The organism is Variovorax sp. GW821-FHT09D05 (assembly GCF_059416325.1).
Window position 1 is genome coordinate 267,468 of record NZ_JBWKOZ010000007.1, and the last position, 17,211, is coordinate 284,678.

Annotated in this window: 13 protein-coding genes; 7 read left to right on the top strand and 6 right to left on the bottom strand. The window is 67.0% G+C overall.

All coding sequences use genetic code 11. The features are described from left to right. Positions 1-74: 74 nt before the first annotated feature. The 4 genes from AC07O3_RS20560 to AC07O3_RS20575 are packed head-to-tail and all read right to left on the bottom strand — an operon-like array spanning position 75 to position 5,364. The gene (locus AC07O3_RS20560; RefSeq protein WP_495340203.1) at positions 75-1,412 is read right to left on the bottom strand and encodes an MmgE/PrpD family protein; all 1,338 of its coding nucleotides are present in this window, start codon (positions 1,410-1,412) and stop codon (positions 75-77) included. Positions 1,413-1,465: 53 nt separating this feature from the next. Next, positions 1,466-3,565, bottom strand: a complete 2,100-nt coding sequence (locus AC07O3_RS20565; RefSeq protein ID WP_495340204.1) for an acetate--CoA ligase family protein — start codon at positions 3,563-3,565, stop codon at positions 1,466-1,468. 3 nt (positions 3,566-3,568) lie between these two features. Then, entirely contained in the window at positions 3,569-4,360 is a 792-nt protein-coding gene (locus AC07O3_RS20570; protein ID WP_495340205.1) for an enoyl-CoA hydratase/isomerase family protein, read from the bottom strand. A gap of 32 nt (positions 4,361-4,392) precedes the next feature. Beyond that, positions 4,393-5,364, bottom strand: coding sequence for a tripartite tricarboxylate transporter substrate binding protein (locus AC07O3_RS20575; protein ID WP_495340206.1), 972 nt, complete (start codon positions 5,362-5,364; stop codon positions 4,393-4,395). A gap of 192 nt (positions 5,365-5,556) precedes the next feature. Here AC07O3_RS20575 and AC07O3_RS20580 point away from each other — a divergent pair, with 192 nt between their 5' ends. The 6 genes from AC07O3_RS20580 (at position 5,557) to prpF (ending at position 13,081) form a co-directional block, all read left to right on the top strand. Then, a complete protein-coding gene (locus tag AC07O3_RS20580; RefSeq protein WP_495340207.1) occupies positions 5,557-6,357 on the top strand; it encodes an IclR family transcriptional regulator in 801 nt (266 codons plus the stop codon). 181 nt (positions 6,358-6,538) lie between these two features. Further along, positions 6,539-6,934, top strand: a complete 396-nt coding sequence (locus AC07O3_RS20585) for an acyl-CoA thioesterase (protein WP_093058793.1) — start codon at positions 6,539-6,541, stop codon at positions 6,932-6,934. Continuing rightward, on the top strand, positions 6,931-8,115 hold the full coding sequence (gene prpC / locus AC07O3_RS20590; RefSeq protein ID WP_495340208.1) for a bifunctional 2-methylcitrate synthase/citrate synthase: 1,185 nt from the start codon (positions 6,931-6,933) through the stop codon (positions 8,113-8,115). Before AC07O3_RS20585 ends, prpC begins: the two co-directional genes overlap by 4 nt. Before the next feature lie 119 nt (positions 8,116-8,234). Beyond that, positions 8,235-9,218: a tripartite tricarboxylate transporter substrate binding protein gene (locus AC07O3_RS20595; protein WP_495340209.1), complete on the top strand. Its 984-nt coding sequence runs from the start codon at positions 8,235-8,237 to the stop codon at positions 9,216-9,218. A 21-nt stretch (positions 9,219-9,239) separates the two neighbouring features. Further along, entirely contained in the window at positions 9,240-11,864 is a 2,625-nt protein-coding gene (acnD, locus tag AC07O3_RS20600; RefSeq protein ID WP_495340210.1) for a Fe/S-dependent 2-methylisocitrate dehydratase AcnD, read from the top strand. A 23-nt stretch (positions 11,865-11,887) separates the two neighbouring features. Beyond that, positions 11,888-13,081 (top strand): 2-methylaconitate cis-trans isomerase PrpF, encoded by a 1,194-nt coding sequence (gene prpF, locus AC07O3_RS20605; RefSeq protein ID WP_495340211.1) that lies wholly within the window; start codon positions 11,888-11,890, stop codon positions 13,079-13,081. A gap of 34 nt (positions 13,082-13,115) precedes the next feature. Here the strand turns inward: prpF and AC07O3_RS20610 are convergent, their stop codons facing one another. Then, entirely contained in the window at positions 13,116-13,997 is an 882-nt protein-coding gene (locus AC07O3_RS20610) for a LysR family transcriptional regulator (protein ID WP_093058789.1), read from the bottom strand. A 107-nt stretch (positions 13,998-14,104) separates the two neighbouring features. Between AC07O3_RS20610 and metE the strand changes: the two genes are divergently transcribed. Further along, positions 14,105-16,396 carry a 5-methyltetrahydropteroyltriglutamate--homocysteine S-methyltransferase gene (gene metE, locus AC07O3_RS20615; protein WP_495340212.1) on the top strand — a complete coding sequence of 764 codons (2,292 nt, stop codon included), beginning with the start codon at positions 14,105-14,107 and terminating at the stop codon, positions 16,394-16,396. Between the two features lie 27 nt (positions 16,397-16,423). Here metE and AC07O3_RS20620 read toward each other — a convergent pair whose 3' ends face one another. Then, positions 16,424-17,176: an IclR family transcriptional regulator gene (locus AC07O3_RS20620; protein WP_495340298.1), complete on the bottom strand. Its 753-nt coding sequence runs from the start codon at positions 17,174-17,176 to the stop codon at positions 16,424-16,426. Positions 17,177-17,211: the final 35 nt, after the last annotated feature.

Sequence of the window (17,211 nt, forward strand, 5' to 3'; positions counted from 1 at the left end):
AAAAAATAGAGTTCCAAAAAAATTTCGAGAATCCTGGGTGAAAAGCGAAGGCTGCGAAGCCGGCCTGCGCAACCTCAGCCTCCCAGTCCCTGCAGGTCGCTCGCCTGCTCCAGCGACCAGATGTTGCGCAGCAGCGTCCGCGCTCGCTCGGCGCCGATCACCGGCGCCGCCAGTTCCAGCAGCTTGTCTTCCAGCTCCGCGTCCGACAGCGGCAATTCGGGGTCACCCTTGCGGTCGGGCTGCAGCCAGACGTGGCGCCGGCCGTCGATCGTCTCGATCTCCACCCGGGCAGAGCGGCGGCCCGGGAAGGCGGCGTCGATCTCCGGATCGACCGCGGCCGTGATGCGCGCCATCATCGCGCGCGTGTCGGCATCCGCCAGCCGCTCGGGCGTGTACGCCGCGAGCCGCACGCTGCCATGCACCAGCGCCGTGGCCACCACGAAGCGCAGGCTGAAGCGCGCCTCGTTCTCGGTGCGCGGATCTTCGTAGCAGGCGATGTCCAGCGCGGGACCATAGGTGGCCACGTGGACGCTGCGGATATCCGCAGCCCGCAGGCCATGCTGGCGCGCCAGCTCCAGGGCCCCGTCGATGGCAGCGAAGGCATGGCCGCAGCCGATGTGGTTCTTGAAGGTCAGCCGGGTGATGTGGAAGTCGCACCCCAGCGTGTCGCCCACCGCCGACCAGTCCGGACCGTCGCTCATGGCGCGGCCGAATCCCGCCTCGCCCTCGAGCACGTCCAGCGAGCCCGTCACACCCTGCGCGGCCAGTTGCGCGGCGAGCACGCCGCCTTCGGCAGCACGCCCCGCATGCAGGGGCTTGGACATCGAATCCATGCGGAAGGCCTGCTGCAGCCCCGCTGCAAAGGTGGCGGCCGTAGCCATCGCATGGGCGAAGGGCGCGCCGTGCAGCCCCAGCAGGCCGGCGGCGGAAGCGGCCGCGCCAAAGGTTCCCACGGTGCCGGTGCTGTGCCAATGGCGATAGTGCGCCCGCCCCATCGCCACACCGATGCGGGTCGAGACCTCGTAGCCGAGCACCACGCCGCGCAGGAATTCAAGGCCGCTGGCGCCCCGGTCCTGCGCAATGGCCAGCGCGGCCGCCACCGTGGCCGCGCCGGGGTGGTACATGGCATCGCGGAAGCTGTCGTCCACCTCGGCCGCGTGGGCCGCCGTGCCGTTGAGCAGGGCGGCCGCGCGTGCCGGCGCCGGGCGGCCATCGGGCAGGCGCGCACGGCCACGGTCGAGATCGTCGGCAAGCAGCGCGCGAAGCTGCGGCATGGGCGCAACTTCCAGGCCGGGGAACAGCGCGGCATGCCAGTCGATCACGGCGCGCTTGGCGTGGTGCAGTACCTCGTCGCCCAGCCGGGCCTGGCGGAATTCGGTGGCGTAGCGGGCGAATACTTCGGTGGCGTACACGGGATGTCCGATCGGTTCGAGAAGAAGAGAAAAAGAAGAGCTGGGCCTGTCGCTCAGGCCAGCACGACAACGCCGTCGGCGGCGCGCACGCCCTGCCCCTGCGGCAGCACGAAGACGGGGTTGATCTCGGCCTCGACCAGGCGCTCGCCAAGCTGCGCAGCCATCCTGGAGAAGGCGACGATCGCATCGACCAAGGCCTCGATGTCGGCCTTGGGCCGTCCACGGAAACCATCCAGCAGCGGCCAGGTCTTGAGGTCGTGCGCCATCGATAGCGCCTCGGCGCGGCCGAGCGGCTTCAAGCCACGCGCATCCTGCGCCAGCAGCCGCATGGTGGTGTCCTTGAAAAGCTCCGCCGTCACGCCGCCCATGCCCAGCAGGATGGCCGTGCCCAGCGCATCGCGGTGCATTCCCAGGATCAGTTCCGTGCCGCCCGCAACCATCTCCTGCACGAGAAAGCGCTGCGGATGCACGCCGGTGCGGGCCTTCACGTCAGCCGCCATGCGGCCGATGCGCTCGCCGATGGTGTCGCCGTCCAGCCCGACGGCAACGCCGCCCACGTCGCTCTTGTGCGTGATCTCGGACGACAGGATCTTGAGCACGACACGCCCACCCAGTTCGCGCGCAGCGGCTTCCGCCGCGGCTGGCGAAGCGACCACGCGTTCCGCGGCGCAAGGCACGCCGAAGCGCGAGAACAACTGTTTGGCCTGCGCCTCGTCGAGCGAACCGGAGGGCAGTTCGCCGGCCTCCACCGGCGGCAAGGCCGCGGCGTCTTCCCCGGACGCCACGAAGCGCTGCACGCGCAGCATGCCGGCCAGCGCGGCGGTGCAGCTCTCGGCTGCGGTGAATGCAGGCACGCCGCGCCGCGTGAGCAGCGCTCCCACTTCGGGCGCATGCGGGCTCACGTAGGCCATCACCGGCTTGTCGGAATTCGGCAGGCATTCCTGGATGGCGCCGGCCAGCAGTTCGGGCATGGCCAGGCTGGAGGAGCCGACGATGATCACCAGCGCGTCATAGCTCGGGCTTGCCAGCAGTGCATCGATGGCGCCGCGCAGCAGGTCGGGGCGCAGGCCGGCGAGCGTCACGTCGATGGGGTTGCGGTCCAGCACGGCCTCGCTGCCGGTCTGCAGCGCGCGCAGTGCATTGGCGGTGGCCTCGTCGGGCGCAGGCGTATCGAAGCCCGCCACGCCCAGGTCGTCAGACACCAGCGTGCCGGCGCCGCCCGTGGAAGTGAGGATGGCGACGCGCCCGCCGCGCAGCTTGCGGCCCGTGGACAGCGCGGCAGGAATGTCCAGCAGATCCGAGAAGCTCTGCGCCCGGATCACGCCGACCTGCCTGAACAGCGCGTCGTACATGCTGTCGGCACCTGCCATGGCACCGGTGTGGGACACGGCGGCCTTGGCGCCCGCCTCCGAGCGGCCGATCTTGAAGGTCACGACCGGCTTGCCCATGCGCGCGGCCTTCAGGCAGGCCGCGCGGAACTTCGCGGGGTCGCGCACGGTTTCGACATACAGCGCAATCACCTTGGTGGCCGGGTCGTCGGCCAGGTGGTCGATGAAGTCGGCCAGCTCCAGGTCGACCTCGTTGCTCGTGGAAATCAGCTTCGACAGGCCGATGCCGCGCGCCGCAGCGCGCGACAGCAGCGAGCCCAGGATGCCCCCGCTTTGCGAGACCACGCCGATCCCGCCGGCCTGGAACTCGTCCATCTCCAGCGCTCCGGACGGCGACAGGACGATGTTGTCCGTGAGGTTGACGAGCCCGATGGTGTTGGGACCCAGGATGCGCATCGTCCCTGCTGCCTCGACCAACTGCTGCTGGCGCCGCGCGCCTTCCTCGCCGGTTTCGGTGTAGCCGCTGGCCAGCACGATGGCGGCGGCGCAGCCCCGTGCCGACAGCTCCTTCACCGCCAGGTGCGCGCGCTCGGCTCCCAGCAGCACGACGGCTACGTCGGGCACTTCCGGAAGCGAAGCGATGTCGGCGTAGCACGGCAGTTCGCCGATGCGCTCGACCTTCGGGTTCACCGGCATGATGCGGCCCGCAAAGCCATGCTTCTGCAGATAGGCCACGGGGCGGCCGGTGGTTTTCTTCGGGTCTGCCGAGGCACCGATGACGGCGACGCTGCGCGGCGACAGCAGCTTGGCGATGGCTTCATTCATGGCTCAGTCCCTGGAGGCCGTCTTGGCCAGAAAAGCTTCCACCGAAGCGCGGTGCTCGCTGCTGGTGTAGCAGATGCCCTGCGCCTGGCTGCCCTGTGCGAACACGTCGTGCGAGGTCAGCTCGAAGCTCTGGTTAAGGATGGTCTTGGTCAGTGCGAGCGCAGTGGAAGACGCAGACGAGAGTTCGACCGCCCACGCCCGCGCGTCGGCGAGCAGCGTGTCCGCGCCGGTCTTGCGGTCCACGATGCCCAGCGAGAGGGCTTCGTCCACCTTGACCTGGCGGCCGGTGAAGATCAGCTCCTTGGCCTTGGGCAGGCCCACGCGGCGCGGCAGGAAGTACATGCCGCCGCCATCGGGAATGATGCCGCGCAGCACATAGCTCCAGGCGAAGCTGGCCCATTCGCTGGCAATGATGAAGTCGCAGGCCATCGCGGTGTCCGCCCCCAGACCGGAGGCAGCGCCGTTGACCGCTGCGATCACCGGCTTGGGCATGGTGTGCAGCAAGGCCTGCACGTGGTGCACGCGCTGCTGGCGCTGCCAGCCGTTGAACCCCACTTCACCTGCCGGAGCGTTCATGCGCTTCTGCATTCCGCTGATGTCCCCGCCGGCGCAGAAACCCTTGCCCGCACCGGTCAGCACCATTGCCCTGATGGCCCTGTCGGCGGCCACGTGCTCCAGCACGTCGATGAATTCCGTGCGCATGTCGTCGCTCATGGCGTTGCGCTTGTCCGGGCGGTTGAATGTCACGGTCGCGATGGCGTCCGTCACCTGAAAGTCGATGAGGGTGTATGTCATGTGCTTTTTCCTGGGCGGCCGATGGCCGCAGTTCAATCGGCCTTGATGCCGTTTTCCTTGATGACGCGCGCCCACCGTTCTTCTTCGGCCCGCACGTAGTTGTCCAGTTCAGCCGGCGGCCCGGCGTTGATGACCAGCCCTTCGTGTTCGATCTTTCGCACGAAGTCGGGTGCACGGGCGGCCTTGCGGCCGGCGGCGTTGAGGCGCTCGACGACTGCTGGCGGCGTACCGGCCGGCACGAACAGGCCGTACCAGCTCTCCACCAGGTAGCCCGGCACGCTGGCCGCAATGGTCGGCACACCCTTGAATGCCGGCGAGGGCTCAGCCGTGGTCACGCCCAGGGCGCGCAGCTTGCCGCTGTCGACGAAGGTGGACACGGCCGCTGCGGTGGCGAACATCATGTCGACCTGGCCGCCCAGCAGATCGGTCAGCGCGGGACCTGCGCCCCGGTAGGGAATGTGCGAGAGCTTGACCTTGGCGAGGTTGGCGAACATCTCGCCGGCCAGATGGGCGGAGGTGCCCGCGCCCTGCGATGCGAAAGTCAGCTTGCCGGGATTGGCCTTCGCGGCGGTGAGCAGATCGGCCACGGACTTGTAGGGACTGTCGGGGCGCACCACCAACACGTTGGGTCCGCGACCGACGAGGATGACCGGCGCAAAGGCCTTGTTGCTGCCATACGAAAGCCTGGGCTGCAGCGATGGATTGACGGCGTGGGCGAACGAGGCGACCACGACGCTGTAGCCGTCGGGCGCGCTCTTGGCCACGTTGTCCGTGCCGATCAGTGTTCCCGCGCCCGGCTTGTTGTCGATGATGACCGGCTGCCCGAGGTCCTTGGACATTTCCGCGCCCAGCGTGCGAGCAATCAGGTCGGTGCCTCCGCCCGGCGCGAAGGGCACGACGAAACGGATGGGCTTGTCGGGGTAGGCGAAGGCCGTTCCTACGACTGCGAAGCCTGCGAGAAGGAAGGCGAGCACGCGTGCTCGCCCGGTGGAAGGGGCTGCCATGGTCTGATGTCTCCAGAACTGTTTGATTTGAAAGTCCGTCACATGCCCGAGCTGCAGCGCGTGACAGCCGAACTCTAGGATCAAGCGGCTCGCAAAGGTGATTGCAATTCCACTGGATGGAACACAGGCAATGGATACTTCGATTCGATCCATTCACGGTGAATCCACGCGTCGCCTGTCCGCAAGGCTCCCATGACCGAACTTCCCAACTTCAATCTCGACCACAAACCCGGACGATCACCCGCCAATCGATCGCTGGAGCGAGGCATCGAAATCCTGCGTGCATTCCGGCCAGGCTCCGAGCTGTTGGGCAATGGCGAACTGGCCGAGCGCACCGGACTTTCCAAGTCCACGGTCAGCAGACTCACGCAGACGCTGGTGGGTGCGGGCATGCTGCAGCTGGACAGCATCGAACGCGCCTATCGCCTGGCGCCCGCCGTGTTGAGCTTGTCGCACGCGATGCGCACCGGATCGCGTGTTCTACAGGCAGCAACACCGCACATGCGCGAGTTGGCGCTGCAAAAGCGCATCAACGTCGGACTGGCCGCGCCGGACCGGGACGAGATGGTTTACCTTGAATCCATTCGCTATGCGAAGCGCGTAGCGCTCCGGCACGTGGTTTCGGGCCAGCGTGTGCCGATGGAACTCACGTCGCTGGGCAGGGCTTACCTGGCGGTCGCTTCGCAACCTCGCCGCGCGAGGCTGATGGAACTGTTCGCGCAACGCCGCAGGCACTGGCGCAAGATGGAGGCAGAGATCAAGCAGGCGTGGGCGGACGTGCATGCCAAGGGGTACTGCGTCGCGGCCTGGCAACCCGAAGTGGTGGCGCTGGCCACGCCACTGCAGGTGGACGACGTCATCTACGTGCTGAATGTCAGCGTCTCGACCGAGGAGTCGATCGCCGTCGTATCGCGCGAGCTGGCGCCCGCTCTGCTCGAACTGGTGCAGAAGATTCGTCACGCGCTGATCGTGCAGGAACCGCGAGGCGCCTAGATGCCCGGTGCTTTCCGAAGCATCAGGCAATAGGGCTCAAGACATCGAGCCATTCGCCAAGTATGGCTCGCGGCTCCAGTCGCTGAACTTCGCAGCATTCGCAAATCTGCCTGCTCCCGTTCGCAGGAGTTCGCCCTTTCAGTCCTTCTGCAGTCGTTGCTTTCTGCGTAGATTGCGAACCATGACGACACCCGTTGGAACAACCGAACTCCGCGAACTGGTGCTGCCGGTGCATGCCAATCACCGCGGCACGCTCTTCGCCGGCCAGGGCCTGCAGCTCATGAGCAAGGCGGCCTTCCTGGCGGCGCGCGGTCTGGCGCAGCGCGAAGTGGTGATGGCCGAGGTGACCAGCGTCAGCTTTCTCTCGCCCGTGCCGGTGGGCTATCAACTCGTCCTGCGCGGATGGGTCAGCCGCATCGGCCGCTGTTCGATGACCGTGTGCGTGACCGGCCTGGCCGACGTGCCGGGCGTTCCGGCGGAAGAAGTCCTCAAGGGCGTGTTCGAAATGGTGGCGGTCGATGCCGCCGGCCGCCCCGCCGCCATCGATCGCTCATATCTGGACAAGGAAACCGCATGACCACCACGACCCTCATGACCCCCACGACCGAGATCGCCGCACCGGCCGGCTTCAAGGCCAAGAAGTCCGTCGCCCTGTCGGGCGTGACCGCGGGCAACACGGCGCTTTGCACCGTGGGCCGCACCGGCAACGACCTGCACTACCGCGGCTACGACATCCTGGACATCGCCGAGGTCTGCGAATTCGAAGAAATCGCCCACCTGCTGGTGCACGGCAAGCTGCCCACGCGTGCCGAGCTCAAGGCCTACAAGGCACGCCTGAAGGCCATGCGCGGCCTGCCGGCGAACGTGAAAGACGCACTGGAGAGCCTGCCCGCCGGCGCCCACCCGATGGACGTGATGCGCACCGGCGTCTCCGCGCTGGGCTGCATCCTGCCCGAGAGAGACGACCACAACCTGCCCGGCGCGCGCGACATCGCAGACCGCCTGATGGCTTCGCTCGGCTCGATGCTGCTGTACTGGTATCACTGGAGCACGCAGGGCAAGCGCATCGACGTGGAGACCGACGACGACTCCATCGGCGGCCACTTCCTGCACCTGCTGCATGGCGAGAAGCCTTCCAAGGCCTGGGTGCGTGCGATGCACACCTCGCTGAACCTGTACGCGGAGCACGAGTTCAACGCCTCGACCTTCACCGCGCGCGTGATCGCCGGCACCGGCAGCGACATGTATTCGTCCATCGCGGGCGCAATCGGCGCGCTGCGCGGCCCCAAGCACGGCGGCGCCAACGAAGTGGCCTTCGAGATCCAGAAGCGCTACGACTCGCCCGACGAAGCCGAGGCTGACATCCGCCGCCGCGTGGAGGCCAAGGAGGTGGTGATCGGCTTCGGCCACCCTGTCTACACGGTGAGCGACCCACGCAACGTGGTGATCAAGGGCGTGGCCAGGCGGCTGTCCGACGAAGCCGGTTCGACCAAGATGTTCGACATCGCGCAGCGGCTGGAATCGGTGATGTGGGAGGCCAAGAAGATGTTTCCCAACCTCGACTGGTTCAGCGCCGTGAGCTATCACATGATGGGCGTGCCCACCGCGATGTTCACGCCCCTGTTCGTGATCGCGCGCACCAGCGGCTGGGCCGCGCATGTGATCGAGCAGCGCGTAGACAACAAGATCATTCGCCCGAGCGCCAACTACACCGGCCCCGAGGACGTGAAGTTCGTGCCGATCGAGGCGCGGATCTGAGCCGCACGGGAGTCTCCGAGCGTTTGTCGCGGGTTTGCCATACGGGCGCAAACTAGCGCCTGCCACCGCGATGGCACGCCGTCGCGGGAGGCATGCACAACAACACTGGAGACAACAGCATGACCCTGAATCGCCGCGCCTTTTCATCAGCCGCCCTGGCCGGGCTTACATTGCCCGTCGCCCGCACCGGCTGGGCCCAGGATGCCTTTCCGGCCAAGCCGCTCAAGATCGTCTGCCCCTTCGCACCCGGCGGGGGCTCCGACTTCATCGCGCGCGTTGCGTCGAACGTGCTCAGCCAGCGGCTGGGCCAGGCCGTGGTGGTGGACAACCGGCCGGGCGCCGGCGGCACGCTCGGCACCGAGTACGCATTGCACACGCCCGGCGACGGCTACACGCTGCTGCTGATTGCCGGCAGCTACACCGTCAACCCGTCCCTGTACAAGCTGCGCTTCGACCCGGTCGCCGACATGACGCCGGTGATCCAGTTGTCGAAGGGCGCATACGTGCTGTGCGTCAACCCGGCCAAGGTGCCGGCGAAGAACCTGAAGGAGCTGCTCGACTACGGGCGCCAGAACCCGGGCAAGCTGACCTTCGCCTCGGCGGGCAACGGCAGCCACCTGCACATCGTGACCGAGTACATGTTCGGCATGGCCAAGGTCAAGGCCACGCACGTGCCGTACCGGGGCACGGGGCCGGCTGTCACCGACCTGGTGGCAGGCAACGTGGACATGCTGGTCGCGGGCACCGAGGCCTTGATGCCGCACGTGCAGTCGGGCCGGCTGCGTGCGTTCGCGGTGACCACTGCGCAGCGCCTGCAGGCCTACCCCAACATTCCCTCGATCGCCGAGGCCGGCGGCCTGCCCGAGTACGACGTGGTGGCATGGCACGGGCTGATCGCGCCCAAGGGCGTGCCGCCCGCCGTGCTCGCGAAGCTCAACGGCGCGCTCGACGCCGGCCTCAAGGCGCCCGAACTCAACGCCAAGCTGGAGCCCACCGGTGTGTCTGCTGCAGGCGGCACGGCGGAACAGTTCGGCGCGCTGATTCGCGCCGAAATTCCGCGCTACGCCAAGGTCGTGAAAGACAACGACATCCGCTCCGAGTAAGCCGCTTCCCGATTTGCCACGATGAATTCACGACACAGAAAACAACTCCCGGGCACCACGCTGGACTACATCGACGCCCGCGCCGCGGTCGATGCGCTGCGCCCCGGCGCCTGGGACACCCTGCCCTACACCGCGCGCGTGCATGCCGAGAACCTGGTGCGCCGCTGCGACCCGTCCATCCTCGATGAATGCCTGCTGCAGCTCATCGAGCGCCGGCGTGATCGTGACTTTCCGTGGTTTCCCGTGCGCGTGGTGTGCCACGACATCCTGGGCCAGACCGCGCTGGTGGATCTGGCGGGTTTGCGCGACGCGATAGCGGCCGAGGGCGGCGACCCCGCGCAGGTGAACCCGGTGGTGCCGGTGCAGCTGATCGTCGACCATTCGCTGGCCGTGGAGTGCGGCGGATTCGATCCGCACGCCTTCGAGAAAAACCGGCAGATCGAAGACCGCCGCAACGAGGACCGCTTCCATTTCATCGACTGGACGAAGCGCGCCTTCGCCAACATGGAAGTGATTCCGGCGGGCAACGGCATCATGCATCAGATCAATCTGGAGAAGATGTCGCCGGTGGTCTACGTGCAGGACGGCCTGGCCTTTCCGGACACCTGCGTGGGCACCGACAGTCACACGCCGCACGTCGATGCGCTGGGCGTGATCGCGGTGGGCGTCGGCGGCCTGGAGGCCGAGAACGTGATGCTGGGCCGCGCCTCGTGGATGCGCCTGCCCGACATCGTCGGCGTGGAGCTGACCGGCCGGCGCCAACCGGGCATCACCGCCACCGACATCGTGCTGGCGCTCACCGAGTTCCTGCGCAAGGAAAAAGTGGTCGGTGCGTACCTGGAGTTCTTCGGCGAAGGCACGCACGGCCTGACCATCGGCGACCGCGCGACCATTTCCAACATGTGCCCCGAGTACGGCGCCACGGCCGCGCTCTTCTACATCGACGACCAGACGCTCACCTACCTGCGGCTTACCGGCCGCGAAGACGCACAGGTCGCGCTGGTCGAAACGTATGCGAAGACAGCCGGCTTCTGGGGCGATGCGCTGAAGACCGCCAGCTACGAACGCGTGCTGAAGTTCGACCTGTCGAGCGTGGTGCGCAACATGGCAGGCCCTTCCAACCCGCACCGCCGACTGCCCACCTCGCAGCTGGCCGAGCGCAACATCGCCGTCGGTCTTGCAGAGGCCAGGCGGCAGGAAGCGGCGGGCCTGATGCCCGACGGCGCCGTGATCATCGCGGCCATCACGTCGTGCACCAACACTTCGAACCCGCGCAACGTGATCGCCGCCGCGCTGCTGGCGCGCAATGCCAACCGCCTGGGCCTCAAGCGCAAGCCTTGGGTCAAGTCATCGCTGGCTCCGGGCTCCAAGGCCGTGGAGCTCTACCTGCGCGACGCCGGCCTGCTGCACGAGCTGGAGCAGCTCGGCTTCGGCATCGTCGCCTTTGCCTGCACCACCTGCAACGGCATGTCGGGTGCGCTGGACCCGAAGATCCAGCAGGAGATCATCGAGCGCGACCTGTACGCCACCGCGGTGCTCTCGGGCAATCGCAACTTCGACGGCCGCATCCATCCGTACGCGAAGCAGGCCTTTCTCGCGTCGCCGCCGCTGGTCGTGGCCTACGCGATAGCGGGCACCATGCGATTCGACATCGAGCGCGACGTGCTGGACGTCGTGAACGGCAAGGAGATACGCCTGCAGGACCTCTGGCCGAGCGACGAGGAAATCGACTCGATCGTCGCGGCCTCCGTCAGGCCCGAGATGTTCCGCAAGGTGTACGAGCCCATGTTCGCGATCCACGCAGACAACGGCGAGAAGGTGAGCCCGCAGTACGACTGGCGGCCGCAGTCCACCTACATCCGCCGCCCGCCCTACTGGGACAGCGAGGGCGTGGGCGCGCTCGCGGCCAATCCGCGCACGCTGCGCGGCATGCGGCCGCTGGCGCTGCTGCCGGACAACATCACGACCGACCATCTGTCGCCGTCCAACGCGATCCTGCTGGACAGCGCCGCCGGCGAGTACCTGGCGAAGATGGGCCTTCCGGAAGAAGACTTCAACTCCTACGCCACGCACCGCGGCGACCACCTCACGGCCATGCGCGCCACCTTCGCCAACCCGCAACTCGTCAACGAGATGGCGGTGATCGACGGCGTGCAGAAGAAGGGATCGCTCGCGCGCATCGAGCCTGAAGGCAAGATCGTGCGCATGTGGGAGGCGATCGAGACGTACCTGAACCGCAGGCAGCCATTGATCATCGTGGCCGGCGCCGACTACGGCCAGGGCTCGTCACGCGACTGGGCTGCCAAGGGCGTACGCCTGGCCGGCGTGGAAACCGTGGTGGCCGAAGGCTTCGAGCGCATCCACCGCACCAACCTGCTCGGCATGGGCGTGCTGCCGCTGGAGTTCAAGCCCGGCACCACACGACTCACGCTGCGCCTGGACGGCACCGAAACCTACGACGTGATCGGCAAGCCCGCACCGCGCGCCGACCTCACGCTGGTCGTCCACCGCAAGGGCGGCGACACGCTGCAGGTTCCGGTGACCTGCCGGCTGGACACGGCCGAGGAAGTGTCGATCTACGAAGCAGGCGGCGTGCTGCAGCGCTTTGCACAAGACTTCCTGGCCGAGAACAAGTCGGCAGCCTGAAGACAACCACCACTCCATTTGCCATGGCATCCGTTCCCCAGATCAAGATTCCCGCCGTCTATATGCGCGGCGGCACCAGCAAGGGCGTGTTCTTTCGCCTGCAAGACCTGCCCGCGGCGGCGCGGCAGCCCGGGCCGGCGCGCGACGCGCTGCTGCTGCGCGTGATCGGCAGCCCCGACCCCTACGCCAAGCAGATCGACGGCATGGGTGCGGCCACCTCCTCCACATCGAAGACCGTGATCCTGTCGCGCTCCACGCGGCCGGACCACGATGTCGACTACCTGTTCGGCCAGGTCTCCATCGACAGCGCCTTCGTCGACTGGTCGGGCAACTGCGGCAACCTGTCGGCGGCGGTCGGGCCGTTCGCAATTGCGCAGGGCCTGATCGACCGGGCGCGCGTGCCGCAAAGCGGCACGTGCACCGTGCGCATCTGGCAGGCCAACATCGGCAAGACCATCGCCGCCCACGTGCCGATCGCCCGAGGCGAGGTTCAGGAAACCGGCGACTTCGAACTCGACGGCGTGACCTTCCCCGCGGCCGAGGTGCCGCTGGAATTCATCGACCCGGCCGACGAGGGCGACGGCGAAGGCGGCGGCGCGATGTTCCCGACCGGCAAGGTGGTCGAAGAGCTCGAAGTGCCCGGCGTGGGCACTTTGCGCGCCACGCTGATCAACGCGGGCATTCCGACCATCTTCGTCAACGCAGGCGACATCGGCTACACCGGCACCGAGTTGCAGGACGCGATCAACAGCGATGCGAAGGCACTGGCAATGTTCGAGACGATCCGCGCGCATGGCGCGGTGAAGATGGGCCTCATCAAGGACATCGGTGAAGCCGCCAAGCGCCAGCACACGCCCAAGGTGGCCTTCGTCGCAACGCCCAGGGACTACACGGCCTCCAGCGGCAAGGCAGTGAAGGCGGCGGACGTGGACCTGCTCGTGCGTGCGCTGTCGATGGGCAAGCTGCACCACGCCATGATGGGCACGGCCGCGGTCGCCATCGGCACCGCAGCGGCGATCCCCGGCACGCTGGTGAACCTTGCGGCCGGCGGTGGCGAGCGCCAGGCAGTGCGCTTCGGCCACCCATCGGGCACGCTGCGCGTCGGCGCCGAGGCCCACAAGGTCGATGGCGAATGGGTGGTGACCAAGGCCCTGATGAGCCGGAGCGCCCGCGTGTTGATGGAAGGCTGGGTGCGCGTGCCTGGCGACAGTTTCTGATCGACAAGCCGGAGTGGGACGCGCTGGAAAGGCGCTACACCTGACGCGCCAGCTCGACAAAGGCCTTCAGGTAATCGACGTCGGTGTCCGCTTCCCGCGCGCCAAGAAAGATCTGCTTGGCGATGCCGCGCGAGCCCAGCCGGACCGGCACGATTTCCATCTTCTCCGCGTACTCCTCCACCAGCCAGCGAGGCAGCGCGGCCACGCCACGGCCGCTCGCCACCATCTGCAACATGATGTCCGTTGTCTCGATGGCCTTGTGGCGCTTGGGCGTCACGCCCGCGGGCATCAGGAACATGTTGTAGATGTCCAGCCGGTCCGTCGCAACCGGGTAGGTGACGAGAACCTCCTCGGTCAGTTGCGCGGGTTTCACGTAGGGCACGTTCGCCAGGCGGTGGCCGCGCGCGACCGCGAGCACCTGTTCGTAGTCGAACACGGGCTCGTAGTGCAGGCCTGGCTTGTAGAGCGGATCGGGGGTCACCAGCAGGTCGATCTCGTAGCCGAAGAGCGCGCCGATGCCGCCGAACTGGAATTTCTGCTTCACGTCGACGTCCACGTCGGGCCATGACGCCAGGTACGGCGACACCACCTTCAGCAGCCACTGGTAGCAGGGATGGCATTCCATGCCGATGCGCAGCGACCCGCGTTCGCCCTGGGCGAACTGGCGCAGGCGTTCCTCCGCCAGCGTGAGCTGCGGCAGCACGCGGTTGGCGACCGCCAGCAGGTACTGGCCCGCCTGGGTCAGCCGCAGGCTGCGCCCTTCGCGCTGCCAGATCTCCGTTCCGAGCTGGATCTCGAGCTTGCGGATGGAATGGCTCAAGGCCGACTGCGTCAGGTGCAGCACCTCGGCAGCGGCCGTGAGCGAGCCTTGCTTGTCCACTTCCTGGACGATGGCCAGATGCGTGCGCTCCAACATGACTAATGAGCAGTATTCATGGATACGTGAAATAAGACCATTTTACTTCAAGAGTCGTCAAACCTAGGATCCACCCTTTCTCTGACTGCCCGGACGCTCCGATACCCATGACCACCACCCACAACCTTGGCTTTCCCCGCATCGGCGCCAGGCGCGAACTGAAGTTCGCGCTCGAGTCGTACTGGAAGGGAGAGTCCTCGCGCGACGCGCTCAAGGCCCTCGGCGCCGAGCTGCGCCAACGCCACTGGCAAGACCAGGCCGGAATCGACCTGGTGCCGGTGGGCGATTTCGCGTTCTACGACCAGGTGCTGGACATGAGCTTCACGCTCGGCAACCTGCCCGAGCGCGTGCGCGGCTTTCACGGCGACACCCTGGACAACTACTTCCGCGTGGCGCGCGGCCGCTCGGCGCAGTCCGCCGAAGACCACGCGGGCTGCTGCGGCGGCGTGGCCGCGGGCGAGATGACGAAGTGGTTCGACACCAACTACCACTACATCGTCCCCGAGTTCACGTCGGCAACCGAGTTCAAGCTCGACGCATCGCGCATCCTGGAGCAGCTCGCCGAAGCCAAGGCGCAGGGCGTGAAGGCCAAGCCCGTGCTGGTCGGCCCCGTGACGTACCTGTCCATCGGAAAGGCCAAGGACGACTCCGACAAGCTCGCGCTGCTGCCGCGCCTGCTGCCGGTGTACGCGGAACTGCTCGACGCGCTGGCAGCCCAGGGCGTCGAGTGGGTGCAGATCGACGAGCCCCTGCTCGTCACCGAGCTGGATGCCGACTGGCAGCATGCCTTCAACACGGCCTACCACCATCTCAAGGCCGCCAAGGTCAAGATCCTGCTCGCGACCTATTTCGGCCAGCTACTCGAGAACAAGTACCTGGCCGCCAATCTTCCGGTGGCGGGCCTGCACGTCGACGCCATCAACGGTCGCGACGACGTGGTGCCTCTGCTGAGCATGCTGCCCGCGCACAAGGTGCTGTCGCTCGGGGTCATCAACGGCCGCAACATCTGGAAGAGCGACCTGACCGCCATCCTCGACTGGCTCGAGCCGCTGGCGCAGCGCCTGGGCGAGCGTCTCTGGATTGCACCGTCGTGCTCGCTGCTGCACGTGCCGGTGGATCTGGCCAGCGAGCAGAAGCTCGATGCCGAGGTCAAGTGGTGGCTCGCCTACGCACTCCAGAAGCTCGAGGAGCTGAGAGTGCTGGCCGCCGCCCTGCGCCACGGCCGCGATGCCGTGAAGGATGAGCTGGCAGCCAATCAGGCCGCCATTTCCGCCCGCCGCAACTCGCCGCGCGTAAACAACCCCGGCGTCAAGGCCGCCATCGCCAGGCTGAACGCGGCCTTGGGCCGGCGCAAGAGCGTCTACGCCCAGCGCGCGCCCAAGCAAGCCGCCCTGCTGAAGCTGCCGGCCTACCCGACCACCACCATCGGCTCATTCCCGCAGACCGCGGAAATCCGCCATGCGCGCAGTGAGTTCAAGGCGGGTCGCCTCGATGCAGCAGGCTACAAGGCCGCGATGCAGGCCGAAATCGGCCGCAGCGTGAAGGAACAGGAAGTCCTTGGCCTGGACGTGCTGGTGCACGGCGAAGCCGAACGCAACGACATGGTCGAGTACTTCGGCGAGCAACTCGACGGCTACGCCTTCAGCCAGTTCGGCTGGGTGCAGTCGTACGGTTCGCGCTGCGTGAAGCCGCCGATCTTGTTCGGCGACATCAGCCGTCCGAAGGCGATGACCGTGGAGTGGATCAAGTACGCGCAGTCGCTCACGCAAAAGCCGATGAAGGGCATGCTGACCGGTCCGGTCACCATCCTGAACTGGTCTTTCGTCCGTGACGACCAGCCGCGCTCAGTGTCGTGCCACCAGCTTGCGCTGGCCATACGCGAAGAAGTGCTCGACCTGGAGAAAGCCGGCGTGCGCGTGATCCAGATCGACGAGGCGGCGCTGCGCGAAGGCCTTCCGCTGCGCAAGTCGCAGTGGCAGGAGTACCTCGACTGGGCTGTCGAGTCCTTCCGCATCACGGCCAACGGCGTGCGCGACGAGACGCAGATCCACACGCACATGTGCTATTCGGAGTTCAACGACATCATCGCGTCGATCGCCGACATGGATGCCGACGTCATCACCATCGAGACCTCGCGTTCGGACATGGAGCTGCTCGATGCCTTCGACAACTTCAAGTACCCCAACGAGATCGGCCCGGGCGTGTACGACATCCACTCGCCGAACATTCCGAGCCAGGAGCACATCGTGCAACTGATGAGGAAGGCGGCCGAGCGCGTTCCCGCCGAACGCCTGTGGGTCAACCCCGACTGCGGCCTGAAGACGCGCCAGTGGGCTGAAGTGGTGCCGGCGCTGACCAACATGGTGGCGGCCGCCAAGACGCTGCGCGCATCGGCCTGAGCTCAGCGCGGACTCCACCGGTCCCTTCTAGGGATGCCAGGTGGAGACCACCGCCGGAGTCTGCGCAGTGGGCCGGCCGGCCAGTGCGTAGGAGAGTTCGTTCGCGGCCTTCATGATCGTCTTCGCGTGGCCGAGCAGCTTTGCCTTGGGCAACCGGTCCGCGGGGCCCGAGATGCACACCGACCCCAGCAGCGCCCAGCGCAGGCCAAAGACCGGCGCCGACACGGTCGCCACGTTCTTCTCGCGCTCGCCGATGGAGAAGTGATAGCCCTTCTTGCGGATGTCTTCGTACAGCTTTCCGGGCTCGCCGGAGAACGCAAGAATCACCCGCCCCGGTGACCCTTTTTCCAGCGGCAGCATCGCGCCCATGCGCGCGTGATGCCGGATGGGCTGCGGCCCTTCCACGCGCGCCAGGCAAGTCCTGGAATTTCCTTCGCGCACATAGAACGCTGCGCTCTCGCCCGTTGCATGCGACAGGGCAAGCAGCATCGGCTCCACGACATTGTTGGCATCGAAGCTGGCTTGGTAGCGGGCTCCGAGCCAGCCTGCCGCAGGTCCCAGTCGCCATTCGCCGTCGTCGCGCTGCACCACGTAGCCGGCAAGCGCCAGCGTGCGCAGCAGCCGCAGCGCGGTTGTCTTGTGCATGTGGCTGCGGCGGGTCAGCTCGGCCAGCGAGAGGCGCTCGTCCTGCATGCCGAAGGCATCGAGCAGCTGCAGGGCGCGGGTGACGGCGGTCACGCCGCCCGTCGCGCCCACGTCCACTTCACGCGGCTCTTCGATGACTTCGGTCGGTCTCTTGGCTGCCGGCAATCTGT